Annotated in this window: 13 protein-coding genes; all 13 read right to left on the reverse strand. The window is 45.3% G+C overall.

Annotated elements, in window-relative coordinates; genetic code table 11:
• Window position 1 precedes the first annotated feature (1 nt).
• On the reverse strand, window positions 2-595 hold the full coding sequence (locus AB6805_RS00110) for a DapH/DapD/GlmU-related protein (RefSeq protein ID WP_370907423.1): 594 nt from the start codon (window positions 593-595) through the stop codon (window positions 2-4).
• On the reverse strand, window positions 582-1,694 hold the full coding sequence (locus AB6805_RS00115; RefSeq protein ID WP_370907424.1) for a glycosyltransferase: 1,113 nt from the start codon (window positions 1,692-1,694) through the stop codon (window positions 582-584). Before AB6805_RS00115 ends, AB6805_RS00110 begins: the two co-directional genes overlap by 14 nt.
• Window positions 1,672-3,114, reverse strand: a complete 1,443-nt coding sequence (gene wzy, locus AB6805_RS00120) for an O-antigen polysaccharide polymerase Wzy (RefSeq protein WP_370907425.1) — start codon at window positions 3,112-3,114, stop codon at window positions 1,672-1,674. The genes AB6805_RS00115 and wzy overlap by 23 nt, the downstream gene beginning before the upstream one ends.
• 49 nt (window positions 3,115-3,163) lie before the next feature.
• Entirely contained in the window at window positions 3,164-4,678 is a 1,515-nt protein-coding gene (locus AB6805_RS00125) for a lipopolysaccharide biosynthesis protein (RefSeq protein ID WP_370907426.1), read from the reverse strand.
• Window positions 4,679-4,825: 147 nt separating this feature from the next.
• On the reverse strand, window positions 4,826-5,863 hold the full coding sequence (locus AB6805_RS00130; RefSeq protein ID WP_370907427.1) for an SDR family oxidoreductase: 1,038 nt from the start codon (window positions 5,861-5,863) through the stop codon (window positions 4,826-4,828).
• Window positions 5,864-5,966: 103 nt separating this feature from the next.
• A complete protein-coding gene (locus tag AB6805_RS00135) occupies window positions 5,967-7,274 on the reverse strand; it encodes a nucleotide sugar dehydrogenase (RefSeq protein ID WP_370907428.1) in 1,308 nt (435 codons plus the stop codon).
• Window positions 7,275-7,307: 33 nt separating this feature from the next.
• A complete protein-coding gene (locus AB6805_RS00140) occupies window positions 7,308-9,710 on the reverse strand; it encodes a GumC family protein (protein WP_370907429.1) in 2,403 nt (800 codons plus the stop codon).
• Between the two features lie 3 nt (window positions 9,711-9,713).
• Window positions 9,714-10,472 (reverse strand): polysaccharide biosynthesis/export family protein, encoded by a 759-nt coding sequence (locus tag AB6805_RS00145; protein WP_370907430.1) that lies wholly within the window; start codon window positions 10,470-10,472, stop codon window positions 9,714-9,716.
• A 133-nt stretch (window positions 10,473-10,605) separates the two neighbouring features.
• Window positions 10,606-12,393 (reverse strand): polysaccharide biosynthesis protein, encoded by a 1,788-nt coding sequence (locus AB6805_RS00150; RefSeq protein WP_370907431.1) that lies wholly within the window; start codon window positions 12,391-12,393, stop codon window positions 10,606-10,608.
• Between the two features lie 982 nt (window positions 12,394-13,375).
• Window positions 13,376-13,948, reverse strand: a complete 573-nt coding sequence (locus tag AB6805_RS00155) for a lactate utilization protein C (RefSeq protein ID WP_370907432.1) — start codon at window positions 13,946-13,948, stop codon at window positions 13,376-13,378.
• A complete protein-coding gene (locus AB6805_RS00160; RefSeq protein WP_370907433.1) occupies window positions 13,945-15,321 on the reverse strand; it encodes a lactate utilization protein B in 1,377 nt (458 codons plus the stop codon). Before AB6805_RS00160 ends, AB6805_RS00155 begins: the two co-directional genes overlap by 4 nt.
• Window positions 15,302-16,057, reverse strand: coding sequence for a (Fe-S)-binding protein (locus AB6805_RS00165; protein WP_370907434.1), 756 nt, complete (start codon window positions 16,055-16,057; stop codon window positions 15,302-15,304). The genes AB6805_RS00160 and AB6805_RS00165 overlap by 20 nt, the downstream gene beginning before the upstream one ends.
• 368 nt (window positions 16,058-16,425) lie before the next feature.
• Window positions 16,426-18,666 (reverse strand): helix-turn-helix domain-containing protein, encoded by a 2,241-nt coding sequence (locus tag AB6805_RS00170; protein ID WP_370907435.1) that lies wholly within the window; start codon window positions 18,664-18,666, stop codon window positions 16,426-16,428.
• Window positions 18,667-18,735 lie beyond the last annotated feature (69 nt).

The following is an 18,735-nucleotide window of genomic DNA, read 5'->3' on the forward strand; positions in this document are numbered from 1 at the left end:
ACTATTCAACTGCTGTTTTATGTTTGATTAATTTAGCCGGCGCGCCCCCCACAATGCTATTGCCGGGAACGGGTTTTGTTACGATAGCACCGGCGGCAATCACTACATTATCTCCTATTTCATAAACATTCGACAGGATCATGGCATTCAGTCCCACCCACACATTTTTCCCGATCACCAGTTTCTTCCCCTCCGGTTTACTCCTGGGATCCAATCCATGATCATGAGATTGGATGATAACACCTTCTGATAATAAAGTACCTTCTCCTATATGTATGTCCCCGCTAAAATCGATCCTGCAATTCCGGCCAATCACCACGTGATCATCCAGTCTGATTTGTCCTGCAGGTATTTCTGAGGAGAAGATGACATTCATACCTATTGTTACATTGTTTCCCAGGGAAATATTGCCGGGATTTCTGTATTTGAATCCCCTGAGAATAGTAACTCCTTTTCCAACGCTGCCAAGGTTCTTTTGTACCAGGACGCCACCCAGCTTATCTTTGAACTGCTCAACACAGCGGGAAGCCACCAACATTACCAGTCCTCCCACGCCACTTATCCTGTTATTCCAAAAACCGCTAAGCCTTGCCATTACTAATCATTTTTACTTCGTCCAAAACAATATCCAGGTGGGATTTGCTATTCTCCTCCAGATATCTTTTTATGGTAGCGGTGCCGTTTACCGCCACCTGTGCGTGTTTTTTATAATTATTAAAAAAGGGCAACATCTTCGCATACAGATCTGCGCCGTTTTTAGGCTGTATTTCATAACAGTTCTCCTGATCTTTCATCACGTATGAAATACTCCCTACAAACGTGGTAATGATAGGTGTACCAAAGATCATCGCTTCATAGAGTACCCTCGGGAATCCTTCATGATGCGTGGGCAGCAGGAATACATCTGCCTGCAGGTAAAAGTCCCTGATACGGTCTTTATCATATACCGGGCCATGCAGGATTACTTTGTCAGCCAGCACGCTGCCTTGCAGCATTTGCTTTACGGCCTCCATATCGGCTCCTTCCCCTGCCACATCCACTACAAAATTGGTGATGCCGCTTTCCAGTAGTTTATTGAACGCTTCTATCAGCTCGTAAATACCTTTGTCGCGCTCCACCCTTCCTATAAACAGAAACCGCAGTACCGGCTTTGCTTCATAAGTTCTGTCCGTTACGATATCCCCGGCCCCAAACCCCATCATGGGTTTGATGGTATATGACTGGTCGCAGAACGGCTTTGTATTGTTGGTAAACCGCGGAGACACTGTAGCTATAAAAGCCGCACGTTTAAATAAAAAAGTGGATGGCCAGCTGCTAATCCCCTTCTCTCCTCTCACATACAAGCCAAAAGGTTTTCTTAGTATCACTGCTGCAAATCCCAGTAAAAAGAAACTATTGGGATAAAACAGATAAAGGAAATCATTGCTCATTAACCGTTTTAAACCGGTGGTATAAGCCACTACATAAGACAGTACCTTGCTTTTCCTGATCTTTAATGCCGTTAACTGTATTTGCGTTTCTTTCAGATTGTAATTGGCCATGGCGTCATTCCCGTTGAAAGGACGCTTATAATGAAAGTTCTCTATCTGGAAAACATGATTCAATTCATTCAGAAATTTTCCTGTTTCCTTATAGATATATAGCCCCTTACTATCTTCAAACATCGCGTTACTATTGATAACTAATATCTTCATGGAATATCAATTTTGTTGTTGTCCTTTGACGCTTATAGGTCATGAACCTGATGATGGCCAGCAAAATAATGGGCCATAAAATATTACGGAACGCAGAGAAATAGGATGCTCTCGGATAATAAATCGCGAACGACATGGAGATCACATAAGCGATCACATAATTAATATCCTGTGAATAAAGCATCTTCTGCTGAAATCTTGTATGTATATATCCGAAAAACAACATGAATGCCACCACTCCCAGCACACCAAACGACAGGTAAATATCTCCTATCAGGTTGGTTCCTACCCCCCATGTGGCATCATCGCCGATGGTGAGTTTATTGATAATCCTTCCTGAAGACATCTCATCTTCCGTCATCCCAAGCACCGACAAAACAACAGGTTGTAAACCAGGTACGATCCCTACTACCTGGGTGATCATGGTTTTGCCATAGTTGATGCCGTTCTTGTCGGCATAATCCACCGCTACATACAGGTTCCTGTTGTTCATCGTCAGGTCCATTCCCAAATCAAAAATGGAGTTGAATTTCATATTGCTCGAACCCCGCTCAAGAAATCCCCCGATGGAGTTGCTGTCGTTAAAACCGGATGTTCTGGTTACGCGGGCGGAAGAAATAAACAGCATGAGGAACATGCCAAGAGAAGCTCCGAGCAGGAATACTTTTAGCTTCACTTTTTTTACGTACACGGCATACAGCGTTACCAGGATCAGGAATACCTGCAACGCAGGTCCCCTGTCGCCGATAAAAAAGAACAACAATATGAACAGGAACATAAATCCTAAAAAAACCTTATCGAACTGCCCAACGAATTTCCAGAAGGTTATCTTTTCGGAAGACCTGTAATAGCCGGTATAGCATACCACTGTTACTGTTAGTGCAACCAGTGACTGAAACCCGATGAGGAAATAATTGGAACTGGAGGTGCCGGAGTTGAAGATACCGGAGAAGAAGTCGCGCCCCACAAAAGCCAGGAACAAACCAAAAAAGGCATATGTGAGCAGTTTCAGAATCCCGGTAAACCGGGCAAACTGCATTGGGCGGTAGTTCGCTTCAAACGTATAATCTGATTTTATTCTCAACATGGCCGCGCCAAGTGTGTAGGCACTTGATCCCAGCATAGCGAGCGCGGTAGACTTAGAGATCAGGTTCTCGTTAAAATCGTAATTAAATACAGGGAAATAATACTTATCTACAGGAAATAAAAAGACAGGGTATACAAAATTCACAAAAAAGTAGCTGATCAGGAACAGCACGTGAAAATTGAAATAATTTCCATTGGACCGCTTCCGGATCACCCAAAGCGATGAAACCAGGAATACCACGAATGTAAGCACGCAATAGTCGTATGAATACACACCGGGTGCAAACATGTATATAACAATTGATACCAGTAACAGGATGATTTCAACAATCATTTATTACAATCTTTATGATTATCCAAATAAATACCTATAGCCATTGCTGTTATTTTTTTGTTTTATATATCGTCAATACCTGTTTACCCTCCTTGACAATATCGGACACCCTGAAAACACGGAGCAGCACAAAGTAAGTAACCGCAAACACCGGTGTTAAAAGCAACAACAGCGGTCCTTTCAGGTTTATGTAGTTAAACAGCAGGCCCCAGGCGAGTGTATTAAAGGCGGCTATCACAATGATCTTTGCCACTACGATCAGTTCATACGCCGAAACACTTCCAAGTATTTTACGGGAATAGTAGAAGTTGATCAGGTAACTGATAGCTGATGTAATAACAAAGCCCACGAGCATAATATGCAGGTCCCGGTAAAACACTCCTATCACAAGGCTGACGCAGAGTATCGCCTTTTTAACAAGTTCAAGATGCAGTATGGTCCTGGTTCTGTTAAACACCTTGAAAATATTCCGGTTCATGGTTTCCTGGAGAAAAAAGAAGGAGCCCAGTGTCAGCATCTGGATGAAATAAGTAGAGTCTGACCATTTAGCCCCAAACAGGAATACAATTATTTCCTTTGAAAAAAGGAAGGTAACTGATGTTATTAATCCCATGAGCACGGTAAACAACAGGATGATTTTATTATAGGCACGGGAAAACTGTTCCTTATCATTCTGTAATTGTGATAAAGAAGAAAACAGGGCTCCCTGTATGGTTAAGTTTAACACGTTACCGGGAACATCCTGTAATTTTTTTGCCTGGTAGTATAATCCGACCTGCATAATTGAAAAATACTTTCCTATTATTATCTGGTAAATATTATCAAAGGCGGTGTTGAGAATAGATGCCAGCGTGGTATTTACGCCATAAGCATATAAATCCTTAAACGACGCCCTGCTAAAGATCCATTTGCGTACCGGTCCTTCATAGTACCATAACAGTATGGTCAGGAAGAGGGAAGAAAGGATCTGGATTAATACCATAGCCCATACACCGGCCCCCTTCCATGCTGCAATAATACCTATGACCGAAGCCAGTGCAATGGCAACAAAATTGAAAACTGACTTTCTTTTGAAGGAAAGTTCTTTAACCAGTTTTGCGTTCTGTACCATTTGAAACGCATTAATAACCAGTACAGTGCTCAGTACCATTAATATGCGTTTCAATGACGGATCTTTATAAAAAGCAGCAATGGTTCCTGCAAACAGGATCAGCAATAAGCAAAGCGCTACGCTTACAACAAGATTAAAGATGAATACCGTTGAAAAATCTGTTTCACTGGCATCACTTTTTCTTACCAGCGCGCCGCTTAATCCGCTTTCCGTGAGCACATTTGCGATCACGATAAAGAACATCACAATACCCACCTGCCCGAATTCATAAGGGGATAATATCCTGGACATAATGATGTTGGTAATCAACATCACTCCTACGTAAGCAACTTGTCCGAACATTGACCAAAAAGTACCTGTAAGTACTTTATATCTAAGTGCTGTCATTAAAAAAGAATACGGTACGTAGTTTTTACTTAAAATATGGAAAGGATTTCTGTTGGTGTACCGCATCACCGGCACACTCCGGGAGAAGTGGCGATGATGGTTTCAATAAAGACATGGTATCAACAGAATGAATCAGGAAGCGCAAAAACTGATAATCTTCCTGGTTCTCCTATTACTCAAAAATATGGTTATACAATAATATTATACTTCTTCTTACTGACGGCTGTCCCAGTACCAGTTACAAGCCAGTTTCAGTCCATCGCGCACAGAAAATTCCGGACGGTATCCAAGAACTGTTCCTGCCTTGTTTATAGAAGCCAGCGAATGAGGAATATCCCCGTTCCTATTACTTCCGTGTTTAAACTCCGCCTGGCTGATAGCCGGGTCAAAAGCAGACAGGTTATCTTTTAAAATCTGTGCCAGTTCCAGTAAAGTGGTTCTTTCGCCAAATGCTACATTAAACACTTCTGATATTGCTTTACCAGCGGTATATGATTCGCCTATCCCTTCGTAATACCGTGCCAGATCCTGTTTCAATGCCGCAGATGGTTTAGCGGCCGCCAGCAGGTTCGCCTGTATTACGTTATCTATGTAAGTAAAATCCCTTGAATAGGAGCCATCGCCATTGATAACGATCTGCTCCCCGTTGATCAGGGAAGAAACAAACTTGGGTATCACTGCAGCGTAGGCCCCGTTGGGGTCTTGCCTTCTGCCGAATACATTAAAGTACCGCAAACCTATTGTTTCAATACCATAGATATCGGAGAAATTTTTTGCAAATAACTCGTCTACATATTTTGTGATGGCATAGGGCGACAGTGCATTTCCAATTTTATGTTCCACTTTTGGTAAATCAGGATGATCACCATAAGTAGAGGAACTGGCGGCATATACCACCCGTTTAACACCCGCTTCCTTTGCTGCATGGAGCACTTTTACAAAACCACCGATATTTACATCTGTGGTAGTCATGGGATCAATGATAGAACGGGGTACAGAGCCCAGGGCTGCCTGGTGAAAAACGAATTCGCAACCTTCCGCTGCTTTTACGCAGGTTTCATAATCGCGGATATCGCCCTCCAGGAGTGTAAAACCGGGCTGTTGCTCCGCAGGTTCCAGGTTAGTTTTTTTCCCGGTAGCGAAGTTGTCCAAACAGATCACGGTGTTGTTCTGTGCCAGTAGCTGGTCAATCAGATTGGAACCGATAAAACCTGCTCCCCCTGTTACTAATATTTTACTATTACTGATCATCTCGTAAATACTATCTTTTCTGCTTTAATGATAAAATTCCTGCCTGATGAATATAATGTATGTACAATGGCGGCAGGCATTGCCGAACCGCCATTGACGGTTATTACAATCTGGCATCAATGCTGTTTACATTCAATACCCCTTTCACATCATAGATCACTTTATTTTCCTTGCAAAGCTTACCCAGATCCAGTGTTTTGAAATCGTCGTGGGATACAGCAAGGATCACCGCATCAAATTGTTGTAAATTTTTCAGTTCTGTAACAGACTCCCATCCGTATTCATGTGCCACTTCTGCCGGGTTTGCCCACGGATCATAAATGGTGATATTGGTATCGTAGCCTTTAAGTGTTTGCAGGATATCAACCACTTTTGTATTGCGAACATCCGGGCAGTTTTCCTTGAAGGTGATACCAAGTACAAGGATGTTGGAATTTCTGACAGCGATGTCTTTCTTTACCATCAGTTTTACCACTTCATGCGCCACATATTCTCCCATTCCGTCGTTCAGGCGACGGCCAGCCAGGATAATTTCCGGATGGTAACCTACTTCCTGTGCCTTTTGCGCCAGATAGTAAGGATCTACACCGATACAGTGGCCGCCTACCAATCCGGGTTTGAAGTTCAGGAAGTTCCATTTGGTGCCGGCAGCTTTCAGTACATCGTCGGTATCGATGCCTAAACGGTTAAATATTTTTGCAAGTTCATTTACAAATGCGATGTTGATATCGCGCTGTGCATTTTCGATTACCTTGGCTGCTTCCGCTACTTTAATACAGGTAGCTTTATGCGTACCGGCAGTGATAACGGAGTTATATAGCTGGTCTACCTTATCTGCTATTTCAGGGGTTGAGCCTGAAGTAACTTTCTTTATTTTAGCAACCGTATGTTCTTTATCTCCGGGATTGATACGTTCAGGTGAGTATCCTGCAAAAAAGTCAACGTTGAATTTAAGTCCGGATACCTTTTCCAGCACCGGAACACATTCATCTTCCGTTACACCTGGATATACGGTGGACTCATACACTACGATATCTCCTTTCTTCAGCACCTTACCCACTGTTTCACTTGCTTTATACAAGGGGGTGAGATCCGGCCTGTTATATTTGTCTACCGGGGTGGGTACTGTAATGATATAATAATTGCAGCTGCGGATATCCTCCAGGGTACTGGAACAGTAAAGTCCGGCCGGAGCATTGTTGTCTGCAGTAAGTACATTTTTCAGATCTGCTGAGGTAACTTCCAGTGTTCTGTCTGTTCCTTCGTTGAGTTCCTTTACCCGGCTGCTGTTGATATCGAAGCCTATAGTTTTGTACTTCTTTGAAAATTCAACCGCCAGCGGTAATCCTACGTAACCTAGTCCTATTAGGGCTATCCTGGCATCCTTTACGGATGGAGCATTATTGTTCATATCCAATTTAATTACTGTTTATGTCCTTGTTTATTAGCTTCGTGAAATAGATTTTCCTATTCTTTTAAAGATGCCTTTTTTGTTTTCTTCCTCATATCCGTAGCCATAGCCATACCCGTATCCGTAGCCATAACCATAGGTGCTGCCGCTTTTAACGTCATTGATAATGAGATTAAGTTTAGGCATTTTTCTATGAAGATATAATTCCCTGCTGATCTGGAGCTGATCTTTGAAAGTATAGCCCTGCCGGACCAGGTAGAGGGTGGCATCTGCCCATTTGGCCAGCAACTGTGCATCAGTTACCATGCCTATCGGGGCGGTATCAACAACAATATAGTCAAAGTTTTCTTTCAGCTCCTTGAAAAGCGATTCTGTTTTATCCAGCAGCATTAATTCTGCGGGATTTGGGGGTATCGGGCCGGAAGGTATAACATAAAGGCCTTCATGTAACCCTGATGGCTGGATAATAACATCCATCAGTGATTTTCCGATAGCATAAGTGCTGAATCCTGCCTGGTTACTGAGTCCCAGCATGGTGGATATTTTGGGTTTTCTCAGATCCATTTCCATCAGGACCACTTTTTTGCCGGAGAGGGCCAGCATAGTTGCCAGGTTGGTGGCAACAAAGGACTTGCCTTCGCCACTCATACTGGAGGTAAGCAGGATCACTTTGTCGTTCGCGCCGGACAATACAAACTGCAGGTTAGTGCGTAACGCCCGGAACTGTTCTGCCAGCGGGGTTCTTGTATTGTTACTGATCACAGCTTCGTGTTTATCACTGTGTCCGATCTCTGATAAGATAGGCACCGGTGTGTTATTGGTAATATCTCCCCTGGAGCGGATACGCCTGCTGAGCATTTCTTTCAGGTATAATATCAAGGCAGGAAGACCGGCGCCTAATATTAAACCCAGCGCAAATATAAGGAGCTTTTTCGGTGAAAACGGCAAGGCGTCGCTCTTTGCGGGGTCTACTACCTGGGCAATGGCCAGGTTGGATGCCTTTGAAATAGCCGATTCCTCGCGTTTCTTCAGCAGAAACAGGTACAGTTCCTGTTTCAGCGCCTGTTGCCTGGAGTAATCCAGGAATACTCTTTCCTTTGCCGGCACCTGGCGGATCTGCTGGTTGGCGGCATCTGCGTTCCTCTTCAGCTCCCGGATACTTACCTCCACATTACGTTTAAAGGACGACAGGTTGCTGCTCAGATCTGTCCGTAATCCGCTTAATTGCTGATCTATATTACGGATCATCGGGTTTGATTCGGTACTCGACAGCAACATCCGCTCCCTTTCCAGCTGCAGGTTGTTATACTTTTCTACCAGTGAGGCAAAGGTAGGATCTTCCATTACCAGGGCAGAAGGTACAATACGTTTATTGTTCTTGTCGTCCTGCACATACTGGTTCAGTGATTCTATTATATTCAGGCGTACCTGCTGATCTATCAGTTGCTTGGCAAAATCATTGGTATTGGAGAATAATAATTTGGATTGTTCCGTCAGATCTGCCAGTTCATTCGTTTGTTTAAATTCCTGGATGTCTTTCTCCACCCCGCTTAGCTCGCGGCTTACCACCGACAGGCGGTTATCCACAAAAGCAATCGTACTGTCTACTATCCTGTTTTTGTCCTCCACGCTGTTATGCAGGTATACGTCAATCAGTTTATCCAGGATCTTTTCTCCTTTACCGGGAACGGAGCTGGTAATGCTGAGATCTACCGTACTTACCTGCTTATTGGCCACACTCACATTTAATACCTTCTGGTAATCGGCCACTGTTTTGTCTACCGAACGGATTTTAACAAGGTATGCATCTTCATTCAGCGGTACAGACGCCATTCTTGTTACCTGTAAGATTCCTTCCCGGGTATGTAAAGTATCGTTCCATTTCAGTTTCCTTGCCTGGCCATCTTCCCTGGTGATCCGGAAAGCGGTTTCTGATTCGGGGATCAGCGAATAATTTACTTCTTTGTTAAGCGTATCCCGGAGCGTGATCCAATGAAATGCAAAGGGAACATTATTGAATTGTTCGCTTTTCTTTACCCTTCCTTCCACATAATATTCAACATTCAGCTGCATATCCTTTACCACCCGTTCCATCAGGCTGCGGGATTTGAGGATTTCAGCTTCATTATCCACATTACTTTTGCTGTCAAATATTTCCAATTGTTCCAGGATTTCTCCTCCCGGGATGCTGGGTCCCTTCTGATCGTCTCTTACGAGAATCTTCGCACTTATTTTATAAGTTGGTGTGGCATATCTCAGGTACAGGTAGGCACCGAACACACAAACCAGGGTACTGATGAGAAACCAGTACCAATAGTGCCACACCCAATCCACAATTTGCCTCAGTTCGAAACCGTTTTCCTTTGGCTCCTCTGAAGGTATAAACCCATTGGGAGGCATTTTCCCGTTCCCGTTAGTATAAAATGTTTCTCTCATTTTCTAAAAATTAACCCTGGTCGCAATTACTATCAACAAGGAAAGTACAGATGCTAAAATTGAAATACGTTTTACCTGTGCCATATCTGTGGAGGCTGATTTAGCCTTGTTTGGTTCCACATATACAATATCTCCCTGGTGCAGAAACAGGTAGGGAGAAGTAAATAGCTTACTGTCATTGAGATTAAAACGTATAAACTCTTTCTTCCCGTTGGTTTCCCTGATCAGCAACACATTTTCCCTCTTGCCATAAATGGTCAGATCGCCGGCTATACCTATTGCATCCATGATCGTTACCTTTTCATTGGGCATTACATAGGACGATGGCCTGGCTACTTCCCCCAGTACGGTTACTTTAAAATTTGCGAAGCGTACATTTACTACCGGATCTTTATAGTAGGTGCTTACTTTACCTGTTATTTCATTCCTTACACTGTCTGTTGTTTTATCTTTTGCCAGGATCCTGCCTACCAGTGGTAACGTAATATATCCATCCTTATCTACTACATATCCGCTTACTCCCGGACCTGCATTGGAAAGCCCTGCAGCGCTACCGGTTCCTACCACCGGCCACTGTGCGGTGTTCTGCTGGTTAAGCAATGTGGAAGCAGCCGGGTCCAGTGTTTGAATAGTTACCTGCAAAATATCATCTGTCTGGATGAGGGGCATGGAATAAGCCGCCATATCTACCAGTTGCCGCTTTACAGAATCCGGAACATCCCTGAAGTAGGTAATATTTTTAGGTCCGGAACAGGAACTCACACAAAAGCTAAATACACTCAATAACAATACAGCCAGAGCTGGAACACGTCGGGCCGAATGTTTACCCTGATAGATTATACTCATTTTAAGACAGACTAATTAAAAATATGTTTTGGTATTATTCCCTGATGAATCAGGTAGTTATTTTTCCCTTATCTAATTCTTCGTAAGCAGAGTTTTTACTGATGAACTCTGGTACCAGCGCCTTCATCCTGGCAACAGTGGGCGTCAGGTAGTGCTCTTTTGCTGTAGCTATCAACTGATTGATCTGCTCATTTACTTCTGTAAAATCAGATGCCCTTACTTTGGCGATCATGATCTTTTCGTGGTAAGTGGGCAATGTATTTTCTGCATTGTTCAATAGTTCTTCGTAGAGTTTTTCCCCGGGACGTAAGCCGGTGTATACGATCTGGATATCCTTTCCGGGCTCCTTACCTGTCATACAGATCATTTTCCGGGCCAGTTCTGCAATCTTCATGGGTTTGCCCATATCAAACACAAATATTTCCCCGCCTTGTCCCATTGCTCCCGCTTCCAGCACCAGTTGACATGCCTCTGGTATGGTCATGAAATACCGGGTGATATCGGGATGCGTAACCGTCAGCGGCCCGCCTTTTTCCAGTTGTTGTTTAAATCGTGGAATTACAGATCCATTGGAACCAAGTACATTACCAAAACGCGTAGTGATAAAACGTGTTGGTGGTGTGCCGTACACCGGGCCCAGTTTCTGGTATTTTTCGTTCAGGTGGTTATTAAAGGATTGGGAGAAGATTTCCGCAATTCTTTTGGAAGCTCCCATTACATTAGTAGGGTTCACCGCCTTATCGGTAGATACCATTACAAATTTCTCTGCACCATACTCTACTGATAACTCCGCCACAATTTTTGTTCCCAGTACATTGTTCATCACTGCCACGGATGGATTTTTTTCCATCATCGGAACATGTTTATATGCTGCTGCGTGATACACGATGGAAGGAGCATAAATTTCAAACAGTTGTTGCATACGCACCTTATCACATACATCTCCGATGAATGGGATGATGGGTACGCTCACTGCTTTTTCTGACATTTCCAGCTCCAGCTCATGGAGCGGGGATTCCGCCTTATCGCATAACACAATCACAGAGGGTTCATAACTCACCAGTTGTCTTACTATCTCACTGCCAATAGAACCGGCAGCCCCCGTTACCAAAATGCTTTTACCTTTCAGCTCTTTGCTGAGCTGTTGATTTTTAATGCTGATAACAGATCTATCAAGCAGATCTTCAATGTTGATGTCTTTCAATTGAATACTGTTATTGTTAGAACCTTCTGTCCACTGACTCACGGGAATAATTTTTTGCACTCTTATATTCAATGCAATACATTCTTCTACGAGTTCATTCAGATGCGCTGCATCCAGGTGATCATCAGGAATGAGCAACAACGAAATTTTGCCCTCTTTTACCATCTTAAAGAGTTGTCCCTTACGGGAAGCATACACTGGCAGCCCTTCAATTGATTTGCCAGCATGGGCATTGGTATCGGCCAGGAACGCCGTTATCCTCACATCCGATTCAGGGTTGTCGCTGATGGCCTTGCGCAGCATAAGACTGGTATGCCCGGTATAATAAATAGCGGCGCGCGTCCGGCTTTGGCTCCTGAAATTGTTGTAGTACTTAAACGTCCACTTTACCAGCAGGCGATAAGATAATAAACAGAAGGAGCTGATAAAGAAATTAATCAGGATTACTGAAATGGGAAAGAGGTTCTGTTGCTGATCCATCACATGACTATAGCCAATGGTGAAAAGGATGAGGCAACTCACAATATTCAATCCTGCTATGCGGCCAATATCCGTGAGGCTTGTAAATCTTACAATACCGCGATAAGTACGCAAAAATAAGGAGAGGAAAAGGTTTACACCTAAAACAAGCATTCCGATTTTTCCCAGAGGAAATGCTGCATATAACTCAGCATCAAAGTTCAGCCTGAGAAGAAATGCTAAATTGATTGCGATGACAGAGCACCCCAGGTCTAATAGCAAGATTAGCCACGACGGGGTAATCCATGATGAATTACGCACCATAGGTTCAATAATAAGATATGGTTATTAAATATAAGCTCGCCTGTTCAACTAAGGTCGCGCAAGTTTCAAGGTTTTCATAGAGGCGCTTAGTTAAAATACAGGACGGAGAATTAAACGATTACGATCTTTCTTTCGGTTTTCAAAGTTAGCGCAAGATAAGTACTAAAAGTGAAAAGTTCTGTTATGAAAAAGTAAACTGTTGAAAAAAATTTCCAGCTGCTACTCTTCTGAAAGATCAACAACACACGCATTCCCCAACCACTCTAACAAAGCGGTTATGACAACCATTTTTTCCTATGGATTATTTGCTCAAACACTGATCAGTTGGCACATAACGGCAAATAACCCCGTCGGTTAAACGAAAAATGCGGATCAGCCAATCATGCTGTCCATTTTGCATACTATTAAAGAGATTTCTCCCGTGATGCTACATTGGTGGTGATGCACCTGGATCTTTTGCTGTAACGACGTGTTCTGATGCCGCTCTAAAGTGTTAAGTAGATGAAACATGGTCTTTCTTTTTTTCTGGTTAACGCAGCTACTAAAAAATATGGCTATAAATACTATGGTTAAAAAATCACTGCGCTATCGATTCTTGCAACGCACGCAATTGAACAAACACCATACCAACTTCGGGGGATCTATTTAATTTCCCGGCCTAAAGTTAGTGAAGTATTTATTATACTGCTTCAATTATTGAAAAATAACGAAAATATTCTGTAGATAATTTTAGCATTCCCATCCAGAAGATTTCACTACAGAAACGGCCTCACCGGTTACTGGTGAGGCCGTTTCCACAAAGTGTAACGTACTTGTGTATACGTAAAAGATATTATGCTGCTGTAATAAATACGACCAGGCTTTTAGCCCCATGCGCGCCCAGTACCAGCGATTGCTCGATATCCGCGGTTTTGGAAGGACCCGCAATAAATACCCCGAAACCCGTTTGCGGAGCGCCTATCTTTTCATAAGCTTCATGCATAGTAGGAAGTAGCTTATCCGCAGGCAACACAATTGCCAGGTGTTGACATATAAAAGGCAGCACCCTTACCGGTATTTCCGCCTCTGTAAGCCATATGGCGCCATTCTCCGCTACTCCCCACTGACCGGGCACAACCGCCATATCCACATCCTCCAGCAAATGCGGATCTTCGTTTACCCATGCACGTTGTTCACCGCCTACCCTGATAATACGTTGCAGATGCGGATAATGTTCCGCCAGTAACGCCGGTATCTCATTTTCATCCTTTATCTCGAACAAACTACCACCTAATCCTTCCAGCACTTTGCGGTAAGCTTCCAGCGTACCTGGCATATTGCCGGACAACCCTTCCAGGGAGGGTAATACGGATGCCTCCGGCTGATTTTGCTTAACGGCGGCTAATATCTGGTCCCTGCTGCTCATGACTTTTTATTTTTTTCATACCACTGGGAGAATGATTGCGCCGGCGGGGCAGGCATCTCCCTTTGTTTATACCAGGGGTTTAAACGGTTATTTACCATACCGGGGAATGCACGCATTACCCAGCGCCCCATTTTGCCCGCTGTACGATAAACACGGGGAGTAGATAATACACCGCTCATAGCCTTCATACTGGCTGTTTTTGCGGCCGTAGTATACCCCTCCTTTACCAATACCTGCCGCCACTTATACAACTGCTGATGAATATCTATTTTCACGGGACATACGTTGGAGCAGGAGCCGCACAGCGTTGATGCAAAGGGCAGGTCGGCATAATCCTTCATATCCAGGTTAGGCGCCAGGATAGCGCCAATAGGTCCCGCTACAGCGGTATGATAACTATGCCCGCCACTGCGGCGATATACGGGGCAGGTATTCATGCAGGCGCCACAGCGGATACATTTTAATGAATTGCGGAAATCTTCCCTGCCCAACTGCCTGGAACGGCCATTATCCACCAGTACAATATGCAGCTCCTGGCCAGGCCGGGGCTTTCTGAAATGACTGGAATAGGTGGTAATGGGCTGCCCGGTGGCGCTGCGCGCCAGTAAGCGCAGGAATACGCCCAGGTGCTTACGTTGCGGGATTATTTTTTCGATGCCCATACAGGCAATATGCACATCGGCCAGGTGGGCGCCCATATCGGCGTTTCCTTCGTTGGTACACACCACCATTTCACCGGTTTCCGCTACCGCGAAGTTCACGCCGGTGATAGCCGCTTTGGCCTGCAGGAACTCCTTGCGCAGGTGTTGCCTGGCGGCGGCGGTAAGAAACTGCGGGTCTGCGTTCCCGGCGGGCGTTCCCAGGTGTTCGTGGAACAGCTCTCCTATCTCTTCTTTCTTTTTATGGATACAGGGCAGTACAATATGACTGGGCGGCTCTTTGGCGAGTTGCACAATCCGTTCGCCCAGATCGGTATCAATAACATCAATGCCATTGGCGATGAGATGGGGATTCAGGTGGCATTCTTCCGTGAGCATGGACTTACTTTTCACGAGGTGGTGTACCCCATGTTTCTTTAATATGTCTGTCACGATCCGGTTATGCTCCGCTGCATCCGCGGCCCAATGAACAGTGGCGCCATTTTGTATGGCCTGTTGTTCAAACTGTACGAGATAATCATGCAGGTTGCCCAGGGCGTTCAGCTTAATGCGGGAAGCGGCTTCCCGCAGCTGTTCCCATTCGGGGATGGTCCAGGCCATCTTATCCCTTTTGGCGCGTACCCACCAAAGGGTTTGGTCGTGCCAGTCGACCCGCGGCTCATTCTCGTTGAACTTATCTGCCAGCGTGGCGTGATCAGCTGTTTGCCTGTTCATGGATATTCTGATTGAGAATTTCTGCAATATGCATCACTTTTACGCCTGCATGCTGCCGGCGTAAGATACCTTCCATGTGCATGAGGCAACTCACATCTGTTCCGGTGATCACCTCTGCGCCATGTTTAACGTGATCGGCTACACGATCTTTACCCATTTTTACAGATACCGCTTCTTCGGTCACACAGAAGGTACCGCCAAAGCCGCAGCACTCATCCTGCCTGTCGAGCGGTACCAGCTCCACTCCTTCCACCATGCGCAGCAGCTTTTCCGGTTTGGAGAAAGGCGCCGCCACCAGCTCACTCATCTGGGCGAGGGCGAGGCCGCGCTGCCCGTGGCAGCTCTGATGCAGTCCTACCTTACAGGGGAAACGTGCCGGCAGGTTTTCCACTTTGAGTACATCCGTCAGGAATTCGGTGAGTTCGTAGATCCGTTCACGGATATGTGTGGCAGCTGTTTCTGCTGCCGGATCATGCAGATGATCTTTGATATGTAACACACAACTGCCGGAGGGGCCTACGATGTAGTCGTAGTCAGCAAAATTTTTTATGAACAGGCTATTGCACTGGTGCGTAAGATGTTCGTATCCTGAGTTGGCCATTGGCTGGCCGCAGCAGGTTTGCCCCTGCGGGTATTCCACTTCACAACCCAGCTTTTGCAGCAGTTGCAGGGTGGCAACGCCTACCTGCGGGTAGAACTGGTCAATATAACATGGTATAAATAATCCTACTTTCACGGGTGAAGTAATTTAAATGATCATTGCTGACCTGCAAATTTAGCGGGCAACGCGACAGTAATCCTCCCTCTTTTTTACCGGTTACTGGCTTATTTTTCACTGATACAAATTAAAGCAGTGTTTGGAGAGTGGCAACCCGGTCTGTCCTGTTGCGCGCCTTCGGCGCGGTGCGGAGGTTGTCTTACTCAGGATTACGCTGATTTTGCTGATTTATTTGATTTTACTTTTTGGATTTTTGAATGATTTTAAAAGATTATGGGAGATATGAGCGAAAATATCCGCTTATATCTCCCATAATCATTTATAAATCCAAAAAGTAAAATCAAATAAATCAGCAAAATCAGCGTAATCCTGAGTAAGACAACCTCCTAGTCGTTCATAATCTGTTCTTCCTGTTTCTTTTTGAGGTACCACTGGACCACGCGGATTTCAGCGAAGGTGGCGGCATCGCCAACCCTTTCCTTGATGGGTCCTGCGGCGGTAGCGCCTAATTCGCCGATGTGGCGGAGGATAAGGCGCATGGTGCCTTCTGTAACGAAGCGGTTGATGTCCATTTCGCCGGCTTCCACGCATTGGGCCAGGTGGCTTTCAATGGTGCTGACAGCGAGTTGGCGTGTGGTGGCGATGTCGGGGATAGATTTACCGGCGAGATATAGTTCCAGGGTGCCCCGACGGCTGCTGCCCTTTTCTACTTTGCCTTTGGCGGCTTTTTCCTTTGCGGCGGCAACGGGTGCTGCTGCGGCGGCGGCATCTGCGTCTCTGAGTTTGGTATAGTCTTTCAGGCCGGTGGTAAAATCCAGGTCTGCATAGGATACTTCCCAAACGTGACGCAGCTTGTTCCAGCAATCGGCTTCAAGCGCCATGAGCTGGAGAAGATATTTTTTCGACTTTGCTTTCTTCACATCAGCGATGTGCGCCTGCAAAGGCTGGATGAGGTCTTCGTAAATGCTTTGGGTAAAGTAGCCGATGGCTTTATTTACGCGTTGCTTCAGCTGTTCCATTTCGCCTGTTTGCACGGCGGTGTCCAGCAGTTGGTGCAGCTGTGTCACAAACCTGGCTGCTACTTCCTGCTGCTGTTCTACTTTGGCAGACATGGCGCGGCTGAGTTTAATGGCGGCGTCGAAGTCGGGGATCTTTTTGTCCTGGATCCAAACGGCGTGGCTTCGGATGGTGGCCTGCATACGGTACCAGTCGAACAGCTGCAGCAGGGACGTAGCCTGGAACTTCTTCTTTTCCATTTCCAGCAGCACTACCAGTTCATTGGCTTCGTTTTCCTTTTCTGCAAATTCTATTACCTGGCGGTCTGTTCTGATGCTGCCGTGCCCGATGCGGGAATGCAGTACCAGTCCGTCCAGCGAAGTACAGCGGCTCAGCGCCACGTATACCTGTCCGGGTGCAAAGGCGTATCCTGCGTCGATGATGGCGCGTTCAAAGGTAAGTCCCTGGCTTTTGTGGATGGTGATGGCCCATGCCAGCCGTATCGGGAACTGGGTGAAGCTGCCGATTTCTTCTTCCTCGATGCTGTTCTCGTCCTGGTTGTAGGAATAGCGGATGTTGCGCCAGGTTTCCTTTCCCAGTTTAAGTTCTTCATGGGAGCCTGCCAGCACCAGTACAATTTCTTCGTCGTTGATTTCCTTTACGGTGGCAATTTTGCCGTTGTAATAGCGGCGTGGTTGTGCCAGGTCGTTTTTGAGGAACATTACCTGCGCGCCTATTTTCAGTTGCAGCAGTAGTTCCGTGGGCAATGCCTTGTCGCTGAAATCCCCTTCTATCTTTCCTTCAAAGCGATATACTTTTCCGGGCATATCTGCCAGGCGCCTGGCATTGATTTCATCGGCCTTCCGGTTATGAGTGGTGAGTACGATGTATTCTTCATCCTGTCCCGTAAAATTCGGCTGATAATGTTCATTCAGCAGCTGCAGGTCTTCGTGCAGCACTTCATTATTGCGGATCCTGTTCAGCACATCAATAAAATGCTGCTCATTCTGCCGGTAAATTTTCTTCAGTTCGATATACAGTGGCGGCGCCTGTTCTATTACTTTGGCCGCAAAGAAAAAGGTGCTGTTGTAATATTCCGAGAGCATCCGCCATTCCGCGTCGGGCACTACCGGCGGGAGCTGGTACAGATCCCCGATAAACAATACCTGCACACCGCCAAAAGGCAGCAGTGGTTTATTACGGAAATGGCGGAGGATAACATCGATAGCATCGAGCATATCGCAGCGCACCATGCTTACCTCATCGATGATGAGGAGTTCCATTTCCTGTAGCAATACTTTTTTATCGTTGGTAAAACGAATATTGCGGAACAGGCCGTGTTTATCTGTACTGCTGATTTCATCCATTCCAAATCCTCTTTTAGTGCCAGGGATAAAGGGTCCGAAGGGCAACTGGAAAAAGGAGTGCATGGTAACACCACCGGCGTTGATAGCGGCTACTCCTGTAGGCGCTACTACTACCGTGTTTTTACGCGTATGTTCTTTGATGTATTTCAGGAACGTAGTTTTCCCTGTACCGGCTTTACCGGTAAGGAAGATATGGCGGTGTGTGTGGTTTATGAAATCTGCCGCCAGGTGAAAGATAGTATTTGTATTATCCGGTTGGGGCATTTGCTGTTAAATTGAAAGGGCGAATATACAGAAAAAGCGGCGAAAATAGCGGAGATATTGCGTGTAACC

The organism is Chitinophaga sp. RCC_12 (assembly GCF_041360695.1).
Lineage (GTDB): Bacteria > Bacteroidota > Bacteroidia > Chitinophagales > Chitinophagaceae > Chitinophaga.

What these genes read in the sequence shown, in the direction of transcription:
- AB6805_RS00110 (WP_370907423.1), bottom strand. Translation starts at nt 595, where the DNA reads ATGGCAAGGCTTAGCGGTTTTTGGAATAACAGGATAAGTGGCGTGGGA.
- AB6805_RS00115 (WP_370907424.1), bottom strand. Translation starts at nt 1,694, where the DNA reads ATGAAGATATTAGTTATCAATAGTAACGCGATGTTTGAAGATAGTAAG.
- wzy (WP_370907425.1), bottom strand. Translation starts at nt 3,114, where the DNA reads ATGATTGTTGAAATCATCCTGTTACTGGTATCAATTGTTATATACATG.
- AB6805_RS00125 (WP_370907426.1), bottom strand. Translation starts at nt 4,678, where the DNA reads ATGCGGTACACCAACAGAAATCCTTTCCATATTTTAAGTAAAAACTAC.
- AB6805_RS00130 (WP_370907427.1), bottom strand. Translation starts at nt 5,863, where the DNA reads ATGATCAGTAATAGTAAAATATTAGTAACAGGGGGAGCAGGTTTTATC.
- AB6805_RS00135 (WP_370907428.1), bottom strand. Translation starts at nt 7,274, where the DNA reads ATGAACAATAATGCTCCATCCGTAAAGGATGCCAGGATAGCCCTAATA.
- AB6805_RS00140 (WP_370907429.1), bottom strand. Translation starts at nt 9,710, where the DNA reads ATGAGAGAAACATTTTATACTAACGGGAACGGGAAAATGCCTCCCAAT.
- AB6805_RS00150 (WP_370907431.1), bottom strand. Translation starts at nt 12,393, where the DNA reads ATGCTTGTTTTAGGTGTAAACCTTTTCCTCTCCTTATTTTTGCGTACT.
- AB6805_RS00155 (WP_370907432.1), bottom strand. Translation starts at nt 13,948, where the DNA reads ATGAGCAGCAGGGACCAGATATTAGCCGCCGTTAAGCAAAATCAGCCG.
- AB6805_RS00160 (WP_370907433.1), bottom strand. Translation starts at nt 15,321, where the DNA reads ATGAACAGGCAAACAGCTGATCACGCCACGCTGGCAGATAAGTTCAAC.
- AB6805_RS00170 (WP_370907435.1), bottom strand. Translation starts at nt 18,666, where the DNA reads ATGCCCCAACCGGATAATACAAATACTATCTTTCACCTGGCGGCAGAT.